Origin of the sequence: Streptomyces chisholmiae, from assembly GCF_031845445.1 — a bacterium.
GTDB lineage: Bacteria > Actinomycetota > Actinomycetes > Streptomycetales > Streptomycetaceae > Streptomyces > Streptomyces chisholmiae.
The window spans coordinates 1-14,487 of sequence record NZ_JAVREO010000040.1 but is presented as its reverse complement, the minus strand read 5'-3'; the positions used below and the strand labels follow the sequence as shown (position 1 = coordinate 14,487).

At 70.6% G+C, this 14,487-nt stretch carries 20 protein-coding genes; 12 read left to right on the top strand and 8 right to left on the bottom strand.

Annotated features, from left to right (window positions below):
- Nucleotides 1-170 precede the first annotated feature (170 nt).
- Entirely contained in the window at nt 171-929 is a 759-nt protein-coding gene (locus RM844_RS31810; protein WP_311670929.1) for an XRE family transcriptional regulator, read from the bottom strand.
- A 316-nt stretch (nt 930-1,245) separates the two neighbouring features.
- On the opposite strand from RM844_RS31810, the gene RM844_RS31805 reads away from it, so the two are divergent.
- The 10 genes from RM844_RS31805 to RM844_RS31760 all read left to right on the top strand — a co-directional run bounded on the left by RM844_RS31805 (nt 1,246) and on the right by RM844_RS31760 (nt 6,139).
- Entirely contained in the window at nt 1,246-1,860 is a 615-nt protein-coding gene (locus RM844_RS31805) for a DUF6907 domain-containing protein (RefSeq protein WP_311670928.1), read from the top strand.
- 11 nt (nt 1,861-1,871) lie between these two features.
- Nucleotides 1,872-2,054, top strand: a complete 183-nt coding sequence (locus RM844_RS31800; protein WP_311670927.1) for a hypothetical protein — start codon at nt 1,872-1,874, stop codon at nt 2,052-2,054.
- Nucleotides 2,051-2,359, top strand: a complete 309-nt coding sequence (locus RM844_RS31795) for a hypothetical protein (protein ID WP_311670926.1) — start codon at nt 2,051-2,053, stop codon at nt 2,357-2,359. The genes RM844_RS31800 and RM844_RS31795 overlap by 4 nt, the downstream gene beginning before the upstream one ends.
- The gene (locus RM844_RS31790) at nt 2,356-2,661 is read left to right on the top strand and encodes an HNH endonuclease (protein ID WP_311670925.1); all 306 of its coding nucleotides are present in this window, start codon (nt 2,356-2,358) and stop codon (nt 2,659-2,661) included. The genes RM844_RS31795 and RM844_RS31790 overlap by 4 nt, the downstream gene beginning before the upstream one ends.
- Nucleotides 2,662-2,743: 82 nt before the next feature.
- Nucleotides 2,744-3,118, top strand: coding sequence for a hypothetical protein (locus tag RM844_RS31785; protein WP_311670924.1), 375 nt, complete (start codon nt 2,744-2,746; stop codon nt 3,116-3,118).
- The gene (locus tag RM844_RS31780; protein ID WP_311670923.1) at nt 3,118-3,444 is read left to right on the top strand and encodes a hypothetical protein; all 327 of its coding nucleotides are present in this window, start codon (nt 3,118-3,120) and stop codon (nt 3,442-3,444) included. Before RM844_RS31785 ends, RM844_RS31780 begins: the two co-directional genes overlap by 1 nt.
- Before the next feature lie 89 nt (nt 3,445-3,533).
- Complete coding sequence (locus tag RM844_RS31775; protein WP_311670922.1) at nt 3,534-3,914, top strand: hypothetical protein; 381 nt, start codon at nt 3,534-3,536, stop codon at nt 3,912-3,914.
- Nucleotides 3,911-4,426 (top strand): hypothetical protein, encoded by a 516-nt coding sequence (locus RM844_RS31770; protein WP_311670921.1) that lies wholly within the window; start codon nt 3,911-3,913, stop codon nt 4,424-4,426. The genes RM844_RS31775 and RM844_RS31770 overlap by 4 nt, the downstream gene beginning before the upstream one ends.
- Nucleotides 4,423-4,830 (top strand): DUF6907 domain-containing protein, encoded by a 408-nt coding sequence (locus tag RM844_RS31765; RefSeq protein WP_311670920.1) that lies wholly within the window; start codon nt 4,423-4,425, stop codon nt 4,828-4,830. Before RM844_RS31770 ends, RM844_RS31765 begins: the two co-directional genes overlap by 4 nt.
- A 760-nt stretch (nt 4,831-5,590) precedes the next feature.
- Nucleotides 5,591-6,139: a hypothetical protein gene (locus RM844_RS31760; protein WP_311670919.1), complete on the top strand. Its 549-nt coding sequence runs from the start codon at nt 5,591-5,593 to the stop codon at nt 6,137-6,139.
- A gap of 1,298 nt (nt 6,140-7,437) precedes the next feature.
- Here RM844_RS31760 and RM844_RS31755 read toward each other — a convergent pair.
- The 7 genes from RM844_RS31755 to RM844_RS31725 form a co-directional block, all read right to left on the bottom strand.
- A complete protein-coding gene (locus RM844_RS31755) occupies nt 7,438-8,667 on the bottom strand; it encodes a phage major capsid protein (RefSeq protein ID WP_311670918.1) in 1,230 nt (409 codons plus the stop codon).
- 264 nt (nt 8,668-8,931) lie between these two features.
- Complete coding sequence (locus RM844_RS31750) at nt 8,932-9,192, bottom strand: hypothetical protein (RefSeq protein ID WP_311670917.1); 261 nt, start codon at nt 9,190-9,192, stop codon at nt 8,932-8,934.
- Complete coding sequence (locus RM844_RS31745) at nt 9,189-9,407, bottom strand: hypothetical protein (protein WP_311670916.1); 219 nt, start codon at nt 9,405-9,407, stop codon at nt 9,189-9,191. The genes RM844_RS31750 and RM844_RS31745 overlap by 4 nt, the downstream gene beginning before the upstream one ends.
- A gap of 590 nt (nt 9,408-9,997) precedes the next feature.
- Complete coding sequence (locus RM844_RS31740) at nt 9,998-11,377, bottom strand: AAA family ATPase (RefSeq protein ID WP_311670915.1); 1,380 nt, start codon at nt 11,375-11,377, stop codon at nt 9,998-10,000.
- On the bottom strand, nt 11,374-11,820 hold the full coding sequence (locus RM844_RS31735) for a hypothetical protein (RefSeq protein WP_311670914.1): 447 nt from the start codon (nt 11,818-11,820) through the stop codon (nt 11,374-11,376). Before RM844_RS31735 ends, RM844_RS31740 begins: the two co-directional genes overlap by 4 nt.
- A 50-nt stretch (nt 11,821-11,870) precedes the next feature.
- A complete protein-coding gene (locus tag RM844_RS31730; RefSeq protein ID WP_311670913.1) occupies nt 11,871-12,110 on the bottom strand; it encodes a hypothetical protein in 240 nt (79 codons plus the stop codon).
- Nucleotides 12,107-12,307 carry a helix-turn-helix transcriptional regulator gene (locus tag RM844_RS31725; protein WP_311670912.1) on the bottom strand — a complete coding sequence of 67 codons (201 nt, stop codon included), beginning with the start codon at nt 12,305-12,307 and terminating at the stop codon, nt 12,107-12,109. The genes RM844_RS31730 and RM844_RS31725 overlap by 4 nt, the downstream gene beginning before the upstream one ends.
- Before the next feature lie 120 nt (nt 12,308-12,427).
- On the opposite strand from RM844_RS31725, the gene RM844_RS31720 reads away from it, so the two are divergent.
- Both RM844_RS31720 and RM844_RS31715 read left to right on the top strand, forming a co-directional pair.
- Nucleotides 12,428-13,168 carry a helix-turn-helix domain-containing protein gene (locus RM844_RS31720; protein WP_311670911.1) on the top strand — a complete coding sequence of 247 codons (741 nt, stop codon included), beginning with the start codon at nt 12,428-12,430 and terminating at the stop codon, nt 13,166-13,168.
- Nucleotides 13,149-14,345 carry a tyrosine-type recombinase/integrase gene (locus RM844_RS31715; RefSeq protein ID WP_311670910.1) on the top strand — a complete coding sequence of 399 codons (1,197 nt, stop codon included), beginning with the start codon at nt 13,149-13,151 and terminating at the stop codon, nt 14,343-14,345. Before RM844_RS31720 ends, RM844_RS31715 begins: the two co-directional genes overlap by 20 nt.
- Nucleotides 14,346-14,487: the final 142 nt, after the last annotated feature.

Sequence of the window (14,487 nt, the reverse complement as noted above, 5' to 3'; positions counted from 1 at the left end):
GAGCCGCCTAAGGGAATCGAACCCTTGACCTACGCATTACGAGGTCTATCGAGAGGTGCTCGCGACCAGCCAGCCGGCTATCCGTGGCCGCTGACCTGCGCGTTTGTCCTCCCGTGCTCTCTCGATCTATCCCGCCACATCCCGGGCTGGTGTGTACAGCATGTGTACCGCTACTCCGGGGCTCGGTCGTACTTCGCGAGGGTGGCCCGGTCGGTGGATGCGTCCCGGAAGACCAACTCCCATGGGCCCGTGTTGACGTCCATCTCCTTGCCGAATCCGATCCACTTCCCAGCCAGGCGCCGGCCGGTGGGCTCGGCAAGCATCTGGACCGCCCCGTGGTACCTGGCGCCCCGGTAGTACCCCTCCTTGGCCGTCTGCTCAACCCACGTGCCCGTAACGACGCTCCCATCCACGGTCAGGTCCATGGTCAGTGGCGAGTTGACGTTCGAGCAGCCGTTCGGCAGCGAGCGAATGGTGAGTCGGTCCCCGTGCTGGAGCACGACGACATGGTGCAGGCCGACGAATTGGGCATCGCGCCCACTGGAGAAGTACTCGTAGCGGCTGAGCCAGACACCCGAGTAGTTGGACCTGGGGCCAGCCTGTGGCGCGGCAGTCGGGGTTACCGCAGGCCCCTCCCCAGGCTCAACGTCGTGACCTCCCCGGCCGTCCATCTGGAGTCGCCCAACGGGGAGCGGGGCCGCAAAGCCCAAGGACTCAATGGGGAGCCCTGTGACCTCTTCCAGGGCCCTGGCGTACACGGGTCGGGGACTGGTGGTCTCCCCCGCCTCCCAGCGCTGCACCAGGCGCTTGGTGGCGTCATTCGGCCGACCCGTGCGCCGGCCGGCGGCGCGGACGGCTCGCGCGAAGTCGTCTTGGCTCATGAGCATTCCGATGCGGACGGCTCGAAGTGTGGCGTTTGGTGTGGTCATGTCCTCACCGTAGCGACCAACACGCCGCTAGCGACACCTTTTTGACGCCCCCTCCGTCGCCTCTTTGACGCCGTGATCGCCGCCGCGTCACCCGAGGTCCGCCGGTCACCGTAAGTCCATGACCGAGCACCCGTGCGACATAGCCACCCCCCAACCTCCGGTAGGGAATACCTTGAGATTGCGAGTTCACTTTGAACTCAGTTGGGTGTACTGTGGACTCAGGCCGCACCGGGGAACCCCGGAAAGCGGCGACCCCGGCGGTGTTGGCAGCACCGGCCGGGGCCCAGGCAAGACCCTTCAGTCCAAGGAGTCAGCCATGTCCATCACTGTAGTTCCTCCCACCTTCAGCGACGACGAGCCGGAGCGCCGGCCGTCCGCCGCCGCGGGCTGGTCGTTCAACCTGGCCGAGGTTCGGGCCCGGATCGCGGCCCGCCGGGTGACCTACCGCCCGCTGGCTCGGAACACCCCGGCCTGCTACGACCGGAGCCCGGCCACCTCTCTGACCCCGCCGAACGGCTGGCCCTGCCAGCTGCCGATGAACCACAACGGGGACCACCTGCACTGGCACAGCCGTACCGAGTGGCCCAACCTGAAGCCGGAGCCCACCCCGTGCTTCTCGTGGTGCGACCACGGCGACGACGTGGTGGCGCCTACCGAGCACCAGAGCAAGACGGCCCGACTGGACGTCCCCGGTCTGCACTACGGCGAGACCGAGCCGTTGATGCTCGCCTCGGTCCACCTGTACGCCGACGACGAGTGGAACGAGTCCGTGGGGCTGTCCGTCGATCGCCCGGACGGCGCGGACGGCGTGACGCTCGACTTGGACCAGGCCGAGGAGTTGGCGGACGCGGCCGAGGCGTTCGCGGCCGAGGTGCGGCGCCTGGTCGCCGAGGCCAGCAACGGTCAGCGTGAGACGGGCGCGGGCCGGTGAGGGCCGGGTACGTGGCTCGGCCGACCGAGGGGGCCGCCTTGGCGGCGGTCTCCCGCTCGGCCCGGCCGGCGCCGTCGCTGCTGGACCTGTTCGAGGCCCTGCGGGTGGCTCACGCCCTTCGGGACCGCCACGGCGCGCGGCTGGTCCGGAAGGCCATCGCCCGGAACGCGGGCACGGTCGGGGGTGTGTCGTGAAGATGTCCAACCTGGCCGCCCACTTCGTGGGTCTGACCGTCGAGAAGCTGTGGTCCATCGAGGAGGAGCTGGGCGAGCCGGACCACGTTCAGGAGTACGTCGAGGATCTGCTGAAGGTCCTTGCCGAGTGGCGCGACAGGCTCACCGCCCACCCGCCGTACCAACGCGAGAGGGCCGCCTACGAGAAGGCGGTGGCCACCCTCCGGGACGTGTGGCTCCATTGGAACTTCCGGTACGACTGCAACCCCTGGTTGCCGGAGTCGTTCGACCTGCCCGCCAAGACCCGGGGGGAGGCGGACCGGTGAGCGCGAAGAAGCGCAAGGGCTATCCGCGTCTGACCGGTGACACCCGGCGGCAGATCAGGGCCTACCTGGTTGAGCGGGACGGCGCGCGGTGCTTCTACTGCGGCCACCGGTTCGCCGAGGACTTGTCGGACGTGACGCTGGACCACTTCATCCCCTACCGGCTGTGGCCGGTGAACAAGCCGCGGAACCTGCGGCTGGCGTGCGAGCCGTGCAACAACCTCAAGGCCGATGCTCTGCCGTGGCCGGTGGTGTGGGCGGTGCTGTCCACCTTCCGTCCGGAGAACTTCGAGCCCGCGGCCTGACGGCTCCCCGCGTCCCTGCCGGACTCCTACCCGGCAGGGGCAAGGGGAGCCGGGACAGGCCTGGCCGAAGGAAGGAGCCACAGTGCCCACCCCCAACGAGCAGCAGATCCCCGAGGGCTGGAACCAGCCCCACCTCTCCCCGGCGGCCGTGTTCGCGCCGGACCGCATCACCATCTGCACCACCTACCAGCTGGCCGTGATGGACGCCGGGCAGTCCGCCCGTGACGCGCACCTGGAGGCCGCGCTGCGGCACCTGCGGGCCGCCACGAAGGACGCGGGGACCTCGGCCCCGACCAGCCGCCAGAACCAGGTGCTGGCCGCCATCGAGCGGGAGGCCAGCTACGGCCAGCGGGCCGCCGCCCGCGCCGAGTTGGCTGCGCGGAAGGACGCACGCGCCAACCAGCGGGCCCGGCGTACCAACTACCGGCTGACGCTCCCCCGGACTCGGGGGGCCTGATGCTGTTCTTCCCGAAGAAGCGCCCGACCCGGGAGAACCCCTGGGCCGACCCGATCGCTGCGGAGTCCCGCATCAAGGGCTGGTGCATCGACTGCCACAGGGACATCGACGACGAGTTCTACATGGTGCACGACTCGGTGTGGGCCAAGGCCCGCATGAAGGACGCCGGCGGGTTCCTGTGCATCGGCTGCTTGGAGAAGCGACTCAGCCGCCGACTGCGGCCGGCGGACTTCACGGACTGTCCGCTGAACAAGCCCGACTTCACCTACCAGGACGGCCGGCCCGTCCCGAAGTCCCGGCGGCTGCGGAGCCGGCTGGGCATCTGAACGACCGGTGCCCGCCCCAGGGATTGCGGCCCTGGGGCGGGCGGCGGCCCCGACGATCCACGACCACACCAGATCAGGAAGTGGGAGCCATGACCATGTTCTACACCCCCGAAGGCGGGGAGACGACCCTCATTCCCGCCGAGCACGAGAAGGTGCTGGCCTTGTACCGGGACTCCATGCCGCTGGTGTGGGAGCCCCAGTACGTCGGCGACGACATGCTCTACCCGCTCATCGAGCCGGCCGAGGAGCGCGAGGAGCGCGTCCCGAGCCTGCCGGAGCTGCAACAGGCCGTGCGCGCCTTCATCGCCGACGCCCACACCTTCGCGTTCGAGGCCCTGCGCGGGGACAGCGCGGCCGGCCGACTGGCCGCGAAGGACGCCCGCGGCGCCGCCGAGGCCCTCCGTGCGGCGGTTGAGGGCGCCCTCGGCGCGGTTCTGGCCGCCGACGAGCGGCAGGGGGCGGCGGCATGACGACCCACATCGAGCCGAGCATCGAGGTGTTGCCGGCGGCCTACGGGCCGACGTCGGTCAACGGCTGGTCCGAGCGCGGGCCGCTGCGGGCGGTCGTGCGCGTGGCGCTGGCCCTGGATCGCGACCAGCTGCTCGCCGCGCTCCTCAACCGGCTGTCCGAGCTGGGCGGCCTGGACCTGGAGGCCATGAGCGCCGAGATGATCCGGGACCAGGTCGAGGTGTGGCTGTCCGAGGCGTCCGGTGCTGAGCGGGACGACCAGGCCGACCTGGTGTGGCGGGACTTCACCGAGCGGCCCGCCGACGAGCGGGCCCTGATCCTGCGGGCCGCCGACGCCATCGACCGGGCCTACCCCGGACTGGCCACGCCCGTCGTGGTCGAGGGTGAGGGCGCCGGCCGGTCGGTGCGCTGCACCGCCCCCGGGTGCGGCTGGCGGGCCGGGGGCGCCCCGGTCGAGCTGCTGATGAACGACGGCCTGACCCACTTCGAGGACACCCACAGGAGCACCCGATGAAGAAGACCTACACCGGCCGCACCCTGGGCGGCGGCAGGATGACGGTGGAGTGCCCCGACTGGTGCGTCACCGACCACGCCTTCTGGGACGACCCGGCCGACGACATGTTCCACTGCACCGAGCCGATCGAGTTGGAGTTGCCCAAGGACCGCGCCGGCTACCGGCCGGCGAGCCGGTGGCCGCTGCTGACGGCGGAGATGCGCCAGCACTCCACCACCCCCGGCCCGGCCGGGGTGAGCGTCTGGCTCCTGCCCCAGGACGGGCACACCGACAACTCCGTCGAGGTGGACGCCCGGGGCCTGGACGCCTTCATCGAGCAGCTGGATGCCGTCCGCGCGCGCCTGGTCGAAGCCCGCGGGCTGCTGGCCCGGATCGACGCTGAGAGCCGCCAGCCGGCCGCCTGAGCCGGCGGGCTCCTGACGGGCCGTCCGCGCCCGGTTCCCCTCCCACCGGGGGCCGGTCGCGGGCGGCCCGTTCGTCGTCCCGGCACCGCCCACCCCCTTTTGGGAATCGACCTGCGACAACCCGCCCCGGATACCGTCGCCCCGGGCGGCGGAAACACCCGGGGGACTTGAGGAACGACCTGCGGGAACACGACCCGTTCCAGGGGTGGGCATTTGCGATGCGACCAGCACCGACACAGGCCCGCCAGCGAGCCGAGCACCGCCTTAGGAGAGCGGGTCTCACCCGGCCGCCGAGAGACCGCGCGCCGGCCGTGGCGTGGCCCCGAGCGGGAGCCGCAACCCGGGTCTGCCGGTGTTCCGCCGGCCGCCCACGAACCCGTTCCCGCCCTTTGCGCCCAAGGGCTCCGAGGCGTTCCCGACCCCTCCCCGGCGGACCCCCGCGAGAGGCCCACAACCCAATTCCCGACTGGGCTCCACGCCCCTCGGCGACACCCGGCCAGCCGGCCCCGGAACGGCCCGCCGGCGCCCACCGGAACACCACCGGCACCCCGCCCGCTTCCCTTTACCCCCAAGGGGTGTGCGCCCAACGCAGACCCCTTCTGCGACCGCGCACCGAGGCGCCCGGAGCCCTTGGGCGTAAAGGGCTCCACGCCCCTCCGGCGGACGACCGGAACAGCGTGCCGCCCACCCCGCGGCGACCCCCGGACCCCTTGGGGGGAAAGGGCCCCGAGGACGCCGGCCGGCCGGTAGCCTCCCCGGCATGTCTGGTTGGTTCGCGGCCGTGTGGCCGGTCATCACGTTCGTCCTCGGCGGGCTCTTAGCGTTCGGCCGGGACTACTTCACCGAGAGCCGGCAGGACCGCCGCGAACGGGAAGCACGCCAACACGAACGCGACACCGCCGCCAGGGAGCGCCGCGAGGAGTTCGAGCTTGAGCACTTGATTGAGGTGCACCGGCTGCTCCTACGTCTTTGGGCGACGGTAGAAGAGGCCGAGCGAGCATCGGAGAGCTTCCGGGCACTGATGACCGCCGCTGAGCGTGAGGGCTTACCGAGCCACACTGAGGCTCTTGCCAATCTGAGATCGCAAGAACAGGCGGTAGAGGCCCAGCTCGGCTTCATCCTGGTTGACCAGGTTCGCGAACTGGCTACCACCGCGTACCGAGAGGCATGGAGTATCGGGGGGCAGCTACTTGACGGGAAGGCGTCGTCGGATTGGACGGTGGCCCGTCATGCCTTCAGCCGAGCCCATGAAGCTCTCACGTCCCGGGTGCGGGAGATCTACGCCGGCCGGGCCGAGCGGGGCCTGTAGCCGACGGCCGGCGCCGGGACCGCCCCCTCACGACCGCTCGAAGGGGGCTCATCCGTGAGTACCCGGGACGTCCCCCACCAGGGACCCCTTGAGTCGGGTGGCTCCCCAACTCCGGGAAGCTGCGCTGACCAGGCTTTTTCCCGGGGTCAGGAAAAAGGGTGCGGGCTCAGTGCGCACCCTTGGGGCTGCCCGGTTCGCCCGGATTCCTCCGAGGCGATGGCGTGGCGATGGGAGGCGACGTTGCAGGTCAGGGAGGCGATGCCGTGGCGATGGGGAGGGTGTTCGAGGCGATGCCGTCGCCTCGACGTCGCCACGCTGACCTGCGGCATCGCCTCGGAGGAATCGGGACAGAACACCCGGCTACCTTCATGCGGTCCTCATGCGGTCCGATGCGATTCCGCAGGTCAGACACGCGCCGCCTCATGCGGAGAAGCGCCGCTTCATGCGGAGTGATCGCGTGAAGACCCGACCTGTCGCATGAGGCTCCGCATGTGTGACCTGGGCTTTTCGCATGAGTCCGCATCAAGTCCGCGTGAACCAAAGCGGCACATCCCCGGCAGGCGTCACACTCAGCAACGGGCGGCATATCGGGACAAAGCAGGTGCTCACGGGGGTGCTCAGCGCTGCTCAGGCTGGCGTTTCCGCAGGTCACAGCCGCTCAGGGTGCTGCTCAGCCGCTGCTCAGGCGCCCGGGTTGAGCACCCGCTGAGCAGGGCCTGAGCAGCCGCTGACCTGCGACGGAGCACCGCTGAGCACCTGCTGAGCAGCGGGCCAAAGTGGGTCATTCCTGGCTGCTATGGGGGTGCTAACGCGGTGCTACCGGGTGCTAAGCCGCAGGTCGCGAGGTGCTATGCCCCTGCTAAAGGATCTTGGTTCGTTGCTGCCGTAGCAGCGGCATAGCACCGGCTGACCTGGGCTTTAGCAGTGGGTAGCACCGCCGCAGCAGGGCCGCTGCTGCCTGGTTTGCCCCGGGATGCCCCCCGGATACCTGTCCGGTTTGCCCCGGACAGCACCCCGGACAGGGGGGTGGTCAGAGAGTGGACGCGGCGGGGCCTGTCCGGGTACCTGTCCGCCCCGCATCCCGGGGCATTCCGGACAGTATCCGGGGTACTGTCCGGGGCAAACCGGACAGGTATCCGGGGGCGATACGTGCCCGCGTGTGCGGGCAGGCCCCCGAGCGTGCGCGGCCAGCGCGTTGAACCACGGTCCACGCCCGCGTGTGCGGGCAGGTGGCGGCGGGCGCGCGCCGGGGACGCTATCAGTCCAGCGCGCGGGCCCGCCAACCGGCACATCCGGGGTCAGGAGCCCGACGTCAGGTCTACCTCGACGATGGCGGACGGGCGCAGGATCTCCAGCCCGAAGCGACCTTCGAACCGGAAGCGGATCATGTTCCGCTCGAAGTCCGAGGCGCCTTGGCCGGTGCCCAGGGCGTTGGGGTCGTAGATGTTCTCCGACCAGTCGAGCATGCCCTCTTGGCGGACCTGGAGGCGGGTGCCGGTGGCGAAGTCGGCCAGGAACGCGGCGCCCTGCGGGGCGGCCGGGGAGGTGACCACGGGGACGGACCACAGGCGCCGTGAGGCGGGGTCCACCGCGGTGACCGGGCCACCGTAGTAGAAGCGGGCCTCGTTGTCCTGGGTCAGCTCGATGGTCTCCCAGTCGTCGGGGTTCATCACCCACCCGGCGCCGTTGAGGTAGCCGAACTGCTCAAGGCGCGTGATCGCCTTCCGGGTGGTGATCAGGATGTCGGTGTCCCACGGCTGTTGCTGGGCGCCGGAGACGTGGGCCAGCCCGGTCATCTCCTCGCCCGTGCCGCTGCCGTTGATGATCTGGTCTTCCAGGGCGAGTTCCAGGCCCAGGCGCATCTCCTGGTCCACGAAGGTCCGCAGCATCGGGGCGTCGTCCAAGTCCTGTCGGCTGATGGGCTCGGACAGGTGGGCGATGACGCGGGTGCGGTCGTCGATGCGCTCTACGGTGTAGACGCTGGTCGGCTTCCGCTCGCCCGGCGCGACCGGAGCGGCGTTGTTCTCCCGGGTGATCTGCCGCAGGTAGGAGAAGCGGCCGGTGGTGTTCTGCACCGAGGGGATGAGCTGGCGCAGGGCCAGCACCGGGACGGCTTCCCGAACGGGCTCCGGGCTGAGCGGGACCGTCACCGGCACCGAGCCGGCCTGGACGAGCGCCTTGTACTGGCCGAAGTGGTCGCGGGTGGAGTCGAGAACCTGCTCGCCCCACGTCGAGCCGCCGGACGCCTTCACCCGCGGGTGCAGCGGGCGGCCCTGGGCGCTCTTGCCGCCGTAGTCCTCACCGAGGGGCAACCCGAGCTGGGCGATGGCGTCGCGCATCTTCGCGTCGGAGCTGGCCCGCTTCAGCCGGCCGGCCAGCTCCTTGCCGGCCGCCAGGTGCTCGTTGACGGACTTGGTCTCGGCCTCGGTCAGCTCTCGGCCTTCGCTGTCGGCTCGCTCGAAGATGGCGCGCGCCTTGGCCAGTTCGCCGGCCGCCTGGTCGCGGAGTTCGTCCACCGTGGTGGTCATGTGCTTGGCCCTTTCAGGGAGGAAGTCGATGGCTTCCCGGACGGGCCGAGGCGGGCTCCTCACGCGGGCCCCAAGAGGGGGCTGGCGGGGTTGCGGGCTCAACGTCCGTGCCGGGGCGGGGACTCCTGAGCGGACGGGACATGGCCGCTCCCTCGCGGGTGCCGGCAAGGGGGCTGGCGGCCGAAGCCGCGGGCCCCCTTGTGGGCCTCCCGGAATGAGAGAGCTGGCGGCGCCTCGCTGGCCGTCGTCAACCTGCTTCCGATCTTACCGGCCAGGGGTGACAGAACGGGAGGTCTCGGCACCATCCCGGTAGTTCGTCAACTCGGTGCAGCGGCACGGGCAGGTCAGGGCCAGCACCCGGGCCACCTGGTCAGCGTCAACCAGCCACAGTGCCCCAGTCGCGTCCATCACGGCCCCCTGGTCGGCATCCACGACCAGTTCGCCGGCCGGCCGGCGCCCGGCGTGCTCCACCACCGACAGCACCAGCAGAGCCCCGGCCGGCTCGCTGCCGGAGAGCATCCTCATGCCCGCTCCCACGGCGACCCCCCGTGCCTGGTGCGGGCCGCTCGTTCGTCCGCGCGCCACCGCGCCCCGGCGCCCTCCCACACCCGGTCATCCCAGTGGCCGGCCGCCTCCGGCTCCTCGGCCTCGGCCGACTCCTCCCACCGCCGGGTCACCGGGTCCCAGCCCTGCGGCACCCGCACCGGCCGCCCTTGCGGCTGCTTCTCGTCGCTGCTCACCAGCGGTCTCCCTTCATCGAGCGGCGCTCACAAAAGACGAGAACCCCGGGCGGGAGCACGCTCACCACCTGGGCGGTCTCCGGGCGTTCACCGCGCCGTGACGCGAACGCCCCTTCCTCCACCAGCCGTTCGAGCTGGAGATAAACACGGGGGAAATGCCCACGATCGGGCGCTTCACCACCTGGGCGGTCTCCATCGCCGCAGGTCAGAGCGTTGCCCACGCCCCTACCCGCCGACACCACGGCAACGGCCGACCAACCAGCGGCCGGCGCCCGGCTGGACCAGCCGCGGGCGCCGTCCCACACCACGGCACAGGCGCGGCCAGCGGCCCGCCCGGGGCGCCCTCGGGTTCGCCCCCTGGCCGCTGGCCGCACGCGCCTGACACGGCCGCACGCGAGCGGCACGCGCGCGACAGGCAGTCCACAGCGTGGATACCCCTGCCCGCTCCCCGCCGGCCGTCTGGCGCCAGGGAGCGGGTGAGCGTGCGCTCTGCTGTGCCACATGTGCTCGTGCTCCTTCCGTTCGCGACGGCGCGATGGACATGGGGTGGGTGGGGGCGAGGAGCGGTCCCCCCGCCCCCACCCGGGGGGTCATCTGTCGGGCGGAGCGTCGCACCCGGGGTGAGCGGTCTGGCCCGGTTCGATCAGCGCCATGGCCTCCCCGCAGCCCGCGCACACCCCCGGCCCGGCAGTCACGTTCTGTGACTCGGGTTGGGCGTCCGCGCCAGTCGCGCCACCAGTCGCGCCATTGGCGCCAGGGTTAGAACCTTGGCGCGACTGGCGCGACTGTGGCGCGACTGGCGATTCGCCTTCACTGTCCGTGGTCGGCTTCGGGGGGTTCAGGCGCCAGACGGAGCCCTTCCCGAACCCTGCCCGCTCGGCTGTGACACCCGCCTTGCTCATGGCCCGCTGGACCGTGCGCACGCTGATGTCGTCGGCCTGGGCGGCGGCCTTGACGTCCTTGCTGGACGCCTCCCCGCCGTGGTCCATCAGGTAGCCCCGAAGCCACTCGGCGGCTTCGTCTCGCTCGGTCTTGTCGGTCTCGGCACCGGCCGCCAGGATCTCGTCCACCGTGCGAGTGGACTGGCCGGTGAAGACGAACTTCCCGACGTTCGCCGGCCCCAGCCGGGTGGGCACCTCGGCCGACTCCACGTTGTAGGACAGCGACGGCAGGTCGGCCCGGCCGAGGCTGTTCTTCGCCTGGGTCATCACCCGGCACTCGTTGTCGTCATCCCGGGCGAACCCGAACACCGCACGGGGCACGTTCTTGAACGCCCCAGACCCGGTGATGAGCGCGGCTGGGTCGGTGCCGGCGCCCTTGCTGAAGTGGGCGATCCCCAGCAACACCGCGCCGGTCCGGTCGGCCATGCGCGCCAGTGGGTCCAGCGCGGTCCGCACGTCGCGTTCCCGATGGGTGTCGATGCCCTTGCCGATGCACGACATCAGCGGGTCAAGGACCACCAACGCGATGTCGTACTCCTCGATGGCCTTCTCCACCAGGGAGTTGTCCTGCGGCAGGCTGAGGGTCGTCTCGCCGTACTCGGCCTCGATCGCATCCACCCGGTACACCCGGTCGAGGTCGGCGCCGGCCGCGATGAGCCGGGGCACGATGGTCTGCTTCCACGAGTCCTCAACGGCGACGTAGAACACCCCCCGGGGGCGCCCCTGGAAGGAGCCGGGCAGCGTGCCCCGGGTGACGTGCGCGGCCATCCACATGCCGAACGACGACTTCCCGGTGCCTTCCCGTCCGGCCGCAACGGTCAACGCCCCAGCGGGGACGCGGCCTTCGCCTTCGTCCTCCCACGCCCACACCACGGGCTCGGCCTCGATCTCCGAGGCCCTGGTGATACGCAGTACCCGCCGGGGCGCCGGCTCGGCCTGGGTGTCCTCTTCGGGCCATGGGATGGCCCCCAGGTCACCAGGAACGGTTTCAACGGCCGTGAGCCGCCTCACCGCAGGATCGAGGCTCACGCGGCCTCCCCCATCTCGTTGGGTGCTTCACGGCTGGGCAGATCGACCTGCCGTCCGTCGATCAGGTGGCGCCACCATCCCGGCCGGCCGGGGATCGCGACCGGGGGCCAGCCGGGGGCCGCCCGCACCTCGCGCGCCGGCCGGTGGGCTCGGCGACGAGCGATCTCCGCGAACGTCGGCCGCCGGGAGAGCTGTTCACGCCGCAGGAACCGCGCCGCCTCGGCATCCGCCGGCCCGAACACGGCCCCGTACCAGGCATCCGGGTCACTCTCGGCCAGCTCCTCCAACCGGGCCTGGTCGTCACGCTGCCGACGCCACGCCTCGGCCGCCCCGATCAGGGCCGCCGGCCGGCGGGGGTCCTCCCCCGCCAGCCGGAACCACCCCGGAGAGCCGTACTCCGGCACCGCCACACCCTCAGGCAGACCCGAGAGAAGCTGCGTCACCTGCTTCGACGCCCACAACGCCGCCACGTCCCCCGGACGCGTCCGCCCACTCACCGCGGCTCACCACCTTCCGGGTAGAACCGCGCCCGGATCTCCCACAACTGCCAGCCCCGGCCAGCGCACCGCGCCACCTCGGCCCGCACCTCAGCCAGCGACAACCCGAAGGGGTTCGCCGCGAGCTGCTGACGCGCCGCCCGCCGGGGCGGTACGCTCGCACCAGACCCACCCACCATGTGGTCGTCGAGAACGCCCGGGGTAGCCGCCCCGGGCTTCTCCATGTCTCGGGTCATGCGGCAGCACCCCCGCGGACGGTCTGCTCGTGGAGCCACCGCTCGATGGAGCTGCGCCGGTACTTGATTCGACCGCCGCGCCCGGGGGTCGTCTTGATGTAGTCGGGCCCCATCCCCATCCATCGCCAGTTCGCGAGCGTCTGCGGCTTGAAGCCGTACTCGCTGTGTACCTGCTTGGGACTCAACAGCTGGTCCACCGCCACTATCGCAACCTCCGTGTTCAATCTGGACTCTAAAGAGAGTAGAGTAGACGCATGTCATCCACGAAGGTACCACCACAGACCATGAGATGGACACGAGCGCATAACCTGCATGGCATGACTTCCGAGAAGCGCGCTTCCCGCCCCGCCATCAAGTACGGCCCCACCGCGCTCACCGTGGCCAGAAACCTGAAGCGGGTACGCGAAGCGCGCGGCCTCACCACCTACGCCCTTTCCGGGGCACTGCGGAAGGCCGAGCGGCCCATCACCCCCTCGGCCGTCGCGAAGATCGAACGAGGGGAGCGACAGGTCACGGTCGATGACCTGGCTGCCCTCGCATTCGTCCTCGACGTCTCGCCCGCCTCGCTGCTGCTGCCGCTCGAAGACGGGCTTGAGGCGCATGTCTCCATCACGGGAGCAGGCGAAGTACCGGCCGATGTCGCATGGGCGTGGGCCAGCAGCGAGCGACCCATCCGACTCCCCGAAGGCGACGCACGGACCGCCATGCTGGAGTACCAGCTCTACGCCCTTCCGCCCGGACGGCGGCGTTACGACTGGACCGCCCCCGAGGCCCGTGAAGCCTGGCGTGCGGAGCAGGCGAAGCGCGGGCCGGTTGTCCTGCGCCTCCCCGCTCCGCCCCCTGTCGGGGAGCGGTCGATCCAGCAGCTGGCCCGAGTGCGCCGTAACTACGAAGGGCTGGCCCTGGTTACCCCGACCGAGGAAGTGCCCGACGCCCGAGGGGTTCTCGTTGAGCACGACCCCGAGGCGTTCGAGCCGCGGGTGACGGAGTGGATGGAGGAGCGCGGGCTCCTGCCCATCCTGCGAAGGGGGGAGAGCGATGGCGCGGGTCTGGATTGAGGACAGGGAGAGCCACGCGGACTACCAGGAGTCCATGGAGAAGTGGCAGGCCGCGAAGCGCGAGGGGAGCAAGCGCCGGCCGCCGGGACGCTGGCGGGTCCGCTGGTACGGGCCGGACGGGAAGGGCAAGGCGAAGACGTTCGGCACGCTCCCGAAGGCCGAGGCCGAGCAGAACGCCATCACGGCCAGGCTCAACAAGGGCAGCTACCGGGACCCCGCGTCAGGGAAGGCGGCAGTGAAGGTCGTCGCCGAGGAGTGGTTCGGGTCGCTGCGCAAGCAGGGGCGGACCACGAAGCGGGACTACCGGGAGCTGCTGGACCTGTACGTGATCCCGCACTGGGGTGACTGGCAAGTCGGGGCGGTTCGCTGGGAAGACGTCTCCGAGTGGATCACGAGGCTCTGCAACGAGCCTGGGCGGCGGGGCAAGCCACTGGGTCCGGCCCGGATCACGAAGACGTACCGGGTGCTGTCCATGGTGTTGAAGCATGCGGTGCGGACGAATCGCATCGCGACGAACCCGGCGGCCGACCACGAGCTACCGCGCTCGGAAGACGACGACGAGCACGTCTACCTGACCTACGAACAGCTGGAGAAGCTGGCCGCTGCGGCTGGTGAGTACCGGCCGTTGATCCTCACCCTGGGGTACTGCGGCATCCGGTGGGCCGAGGCGTCGGCGGTCAAGGTGGGTCGGCTGTCCGTACCGAAGCGGCGCATCAGGGTCGTGCAGAACTACACCGATGTGAAGGGTGTGCTCGCCCTGGGTCCGGTGAAGAACCACGAGAAACGGAGCGTGCCAGTCCCTCGGTCGTTCGCCAACGAGTTGGGTACGGCCGCTGCGGAGAAGGGTCCCGGGGATCTCCTGTTCACCGCACCCAGCGGCGGCCCCCTGCGGTACTCGAACTTCCGATCCCGGGTCTTCGATCCGGCAGTGAAGGCCGCTGGCCTAGGCGGGCTTGGCGTGACACCACACAAGCTGAGGCACACCGCCGCGTCGCTCGCCATCGCGGCTGGCGCCGACGTCAAGGTGATCCAGCTCATGCTTGGGCACAAGGACGCAGCCATGACTCTCAACATCTACGGTCACCTGTTCCCGGACCGCCTTGATGAGGTGGCGGACGCCCTGGACGCGGGTCGAAGTGCCGCACTCGCGCTGGCTGGTGCGCCGCTCGCCGCATAAGGCGACATGCAACAGGGTGTACAGAATGTGTACAGGGCCCCCGGGTGGTAGCCACCCGGGGGCCCTGTCATTTGCCCGCTGACCTGCTGCGGAACCGCTGAGCCGCCTAAGGGAATCGAACCCTTGACCTACGCATTACGAG

What these genes read in the sequence shown, in the direction of transcription:
- RM844_RS31805 (WP_311670928.1), top strand. Translation starts at nt 1,246, where the DNA reads ATGTCCATCACTGTAGTTCCTCCCACCTTCAGCGACGACGAGCCGGAG.
- RM844_RS31760 (WP_311670919.1), top strand. Translation starts at nt 5,591, where the DNA reads ATGTCTGGTTGGTTCGCGGCCGTGTGGCCGGTCATCACGTTCGTCCTC.
- RM844_RS31720 (WP_311670911.1), top strand. Translation starts at nt 12,428, where the DNA reads ATGACTTCCGAGAAGCGCGCTTCCCGCCCCGCCATCAAGTACGGCCCC.
- RM844_RS31765 (WP_311670920.1), top strand. Translation starts at nt 4,423, where the DNA reads ATGAAGAAGACCTACACCGGCCGCACCCTGGGCGGCGGCAGGATGACG.
- RM844_RS31770 (WP_311670921.1), top strand. Translation starts at nt 3,911, where the DNA reads ATGACGACCCACATCGAGCCGAGCATCGAGGTGTTGCCGGCGGCCTAC.
- RM844_RS31775 (WP_311670922.1), top strand. Translation starts at nt 3,534, where the DNA reads ATGACCATGTTCTACACCCCCGAAGGCGGGGAGACGACCCTCATTCCC.
- RM844_RS31755 (WP_311670918.1), bottom strand. Translation starts at nt 8,667, where the DNA reads ATGACCACCACGGTGGACGAACTCCGCGACCAGGCGGCCGGCGAACTG.
- RM844_RS31730 (WP_311670913.1), bottom strand. Translation starts at nt 12,110, where the DNA reads ATGACCCGAGACATGGAGAAGCCCGGGGCGGCTACCCCGGGCGTTCTC.
- RM844_RS31810 (WP_311670929.1), bottom strand. Translation starts at nt 929, where the DNA reads ATGACCACACCAAACGCCACACTTCGAGCCGTCCGCATCGGAATGCTC.
- RM844_RS31780 (WP_311670923.1), top strand. Translation starts at nt 3,118, where the DNA reads ATGCTGTTCTTCCCGAAGAAGCGCCCGACCCGGGAGAACCCCTGGGCC.
- RM844_RS31715 (WP_311670910.1), top strand. Translation starts at nt 13,149, where the DNA reads ATGGCGCGGGTCTGGATTGAGGACAGGGAGAGCCACGCGGACTACCAG.
- RM844_RS31750 (WP_311670917.1), bottom strand. Translation starts at nt 9,192, where the DNA reads ATGAGGATGCTCTCCGGCAGCGAGCCGGCCGGGGCTCTGCTGGTGCTG.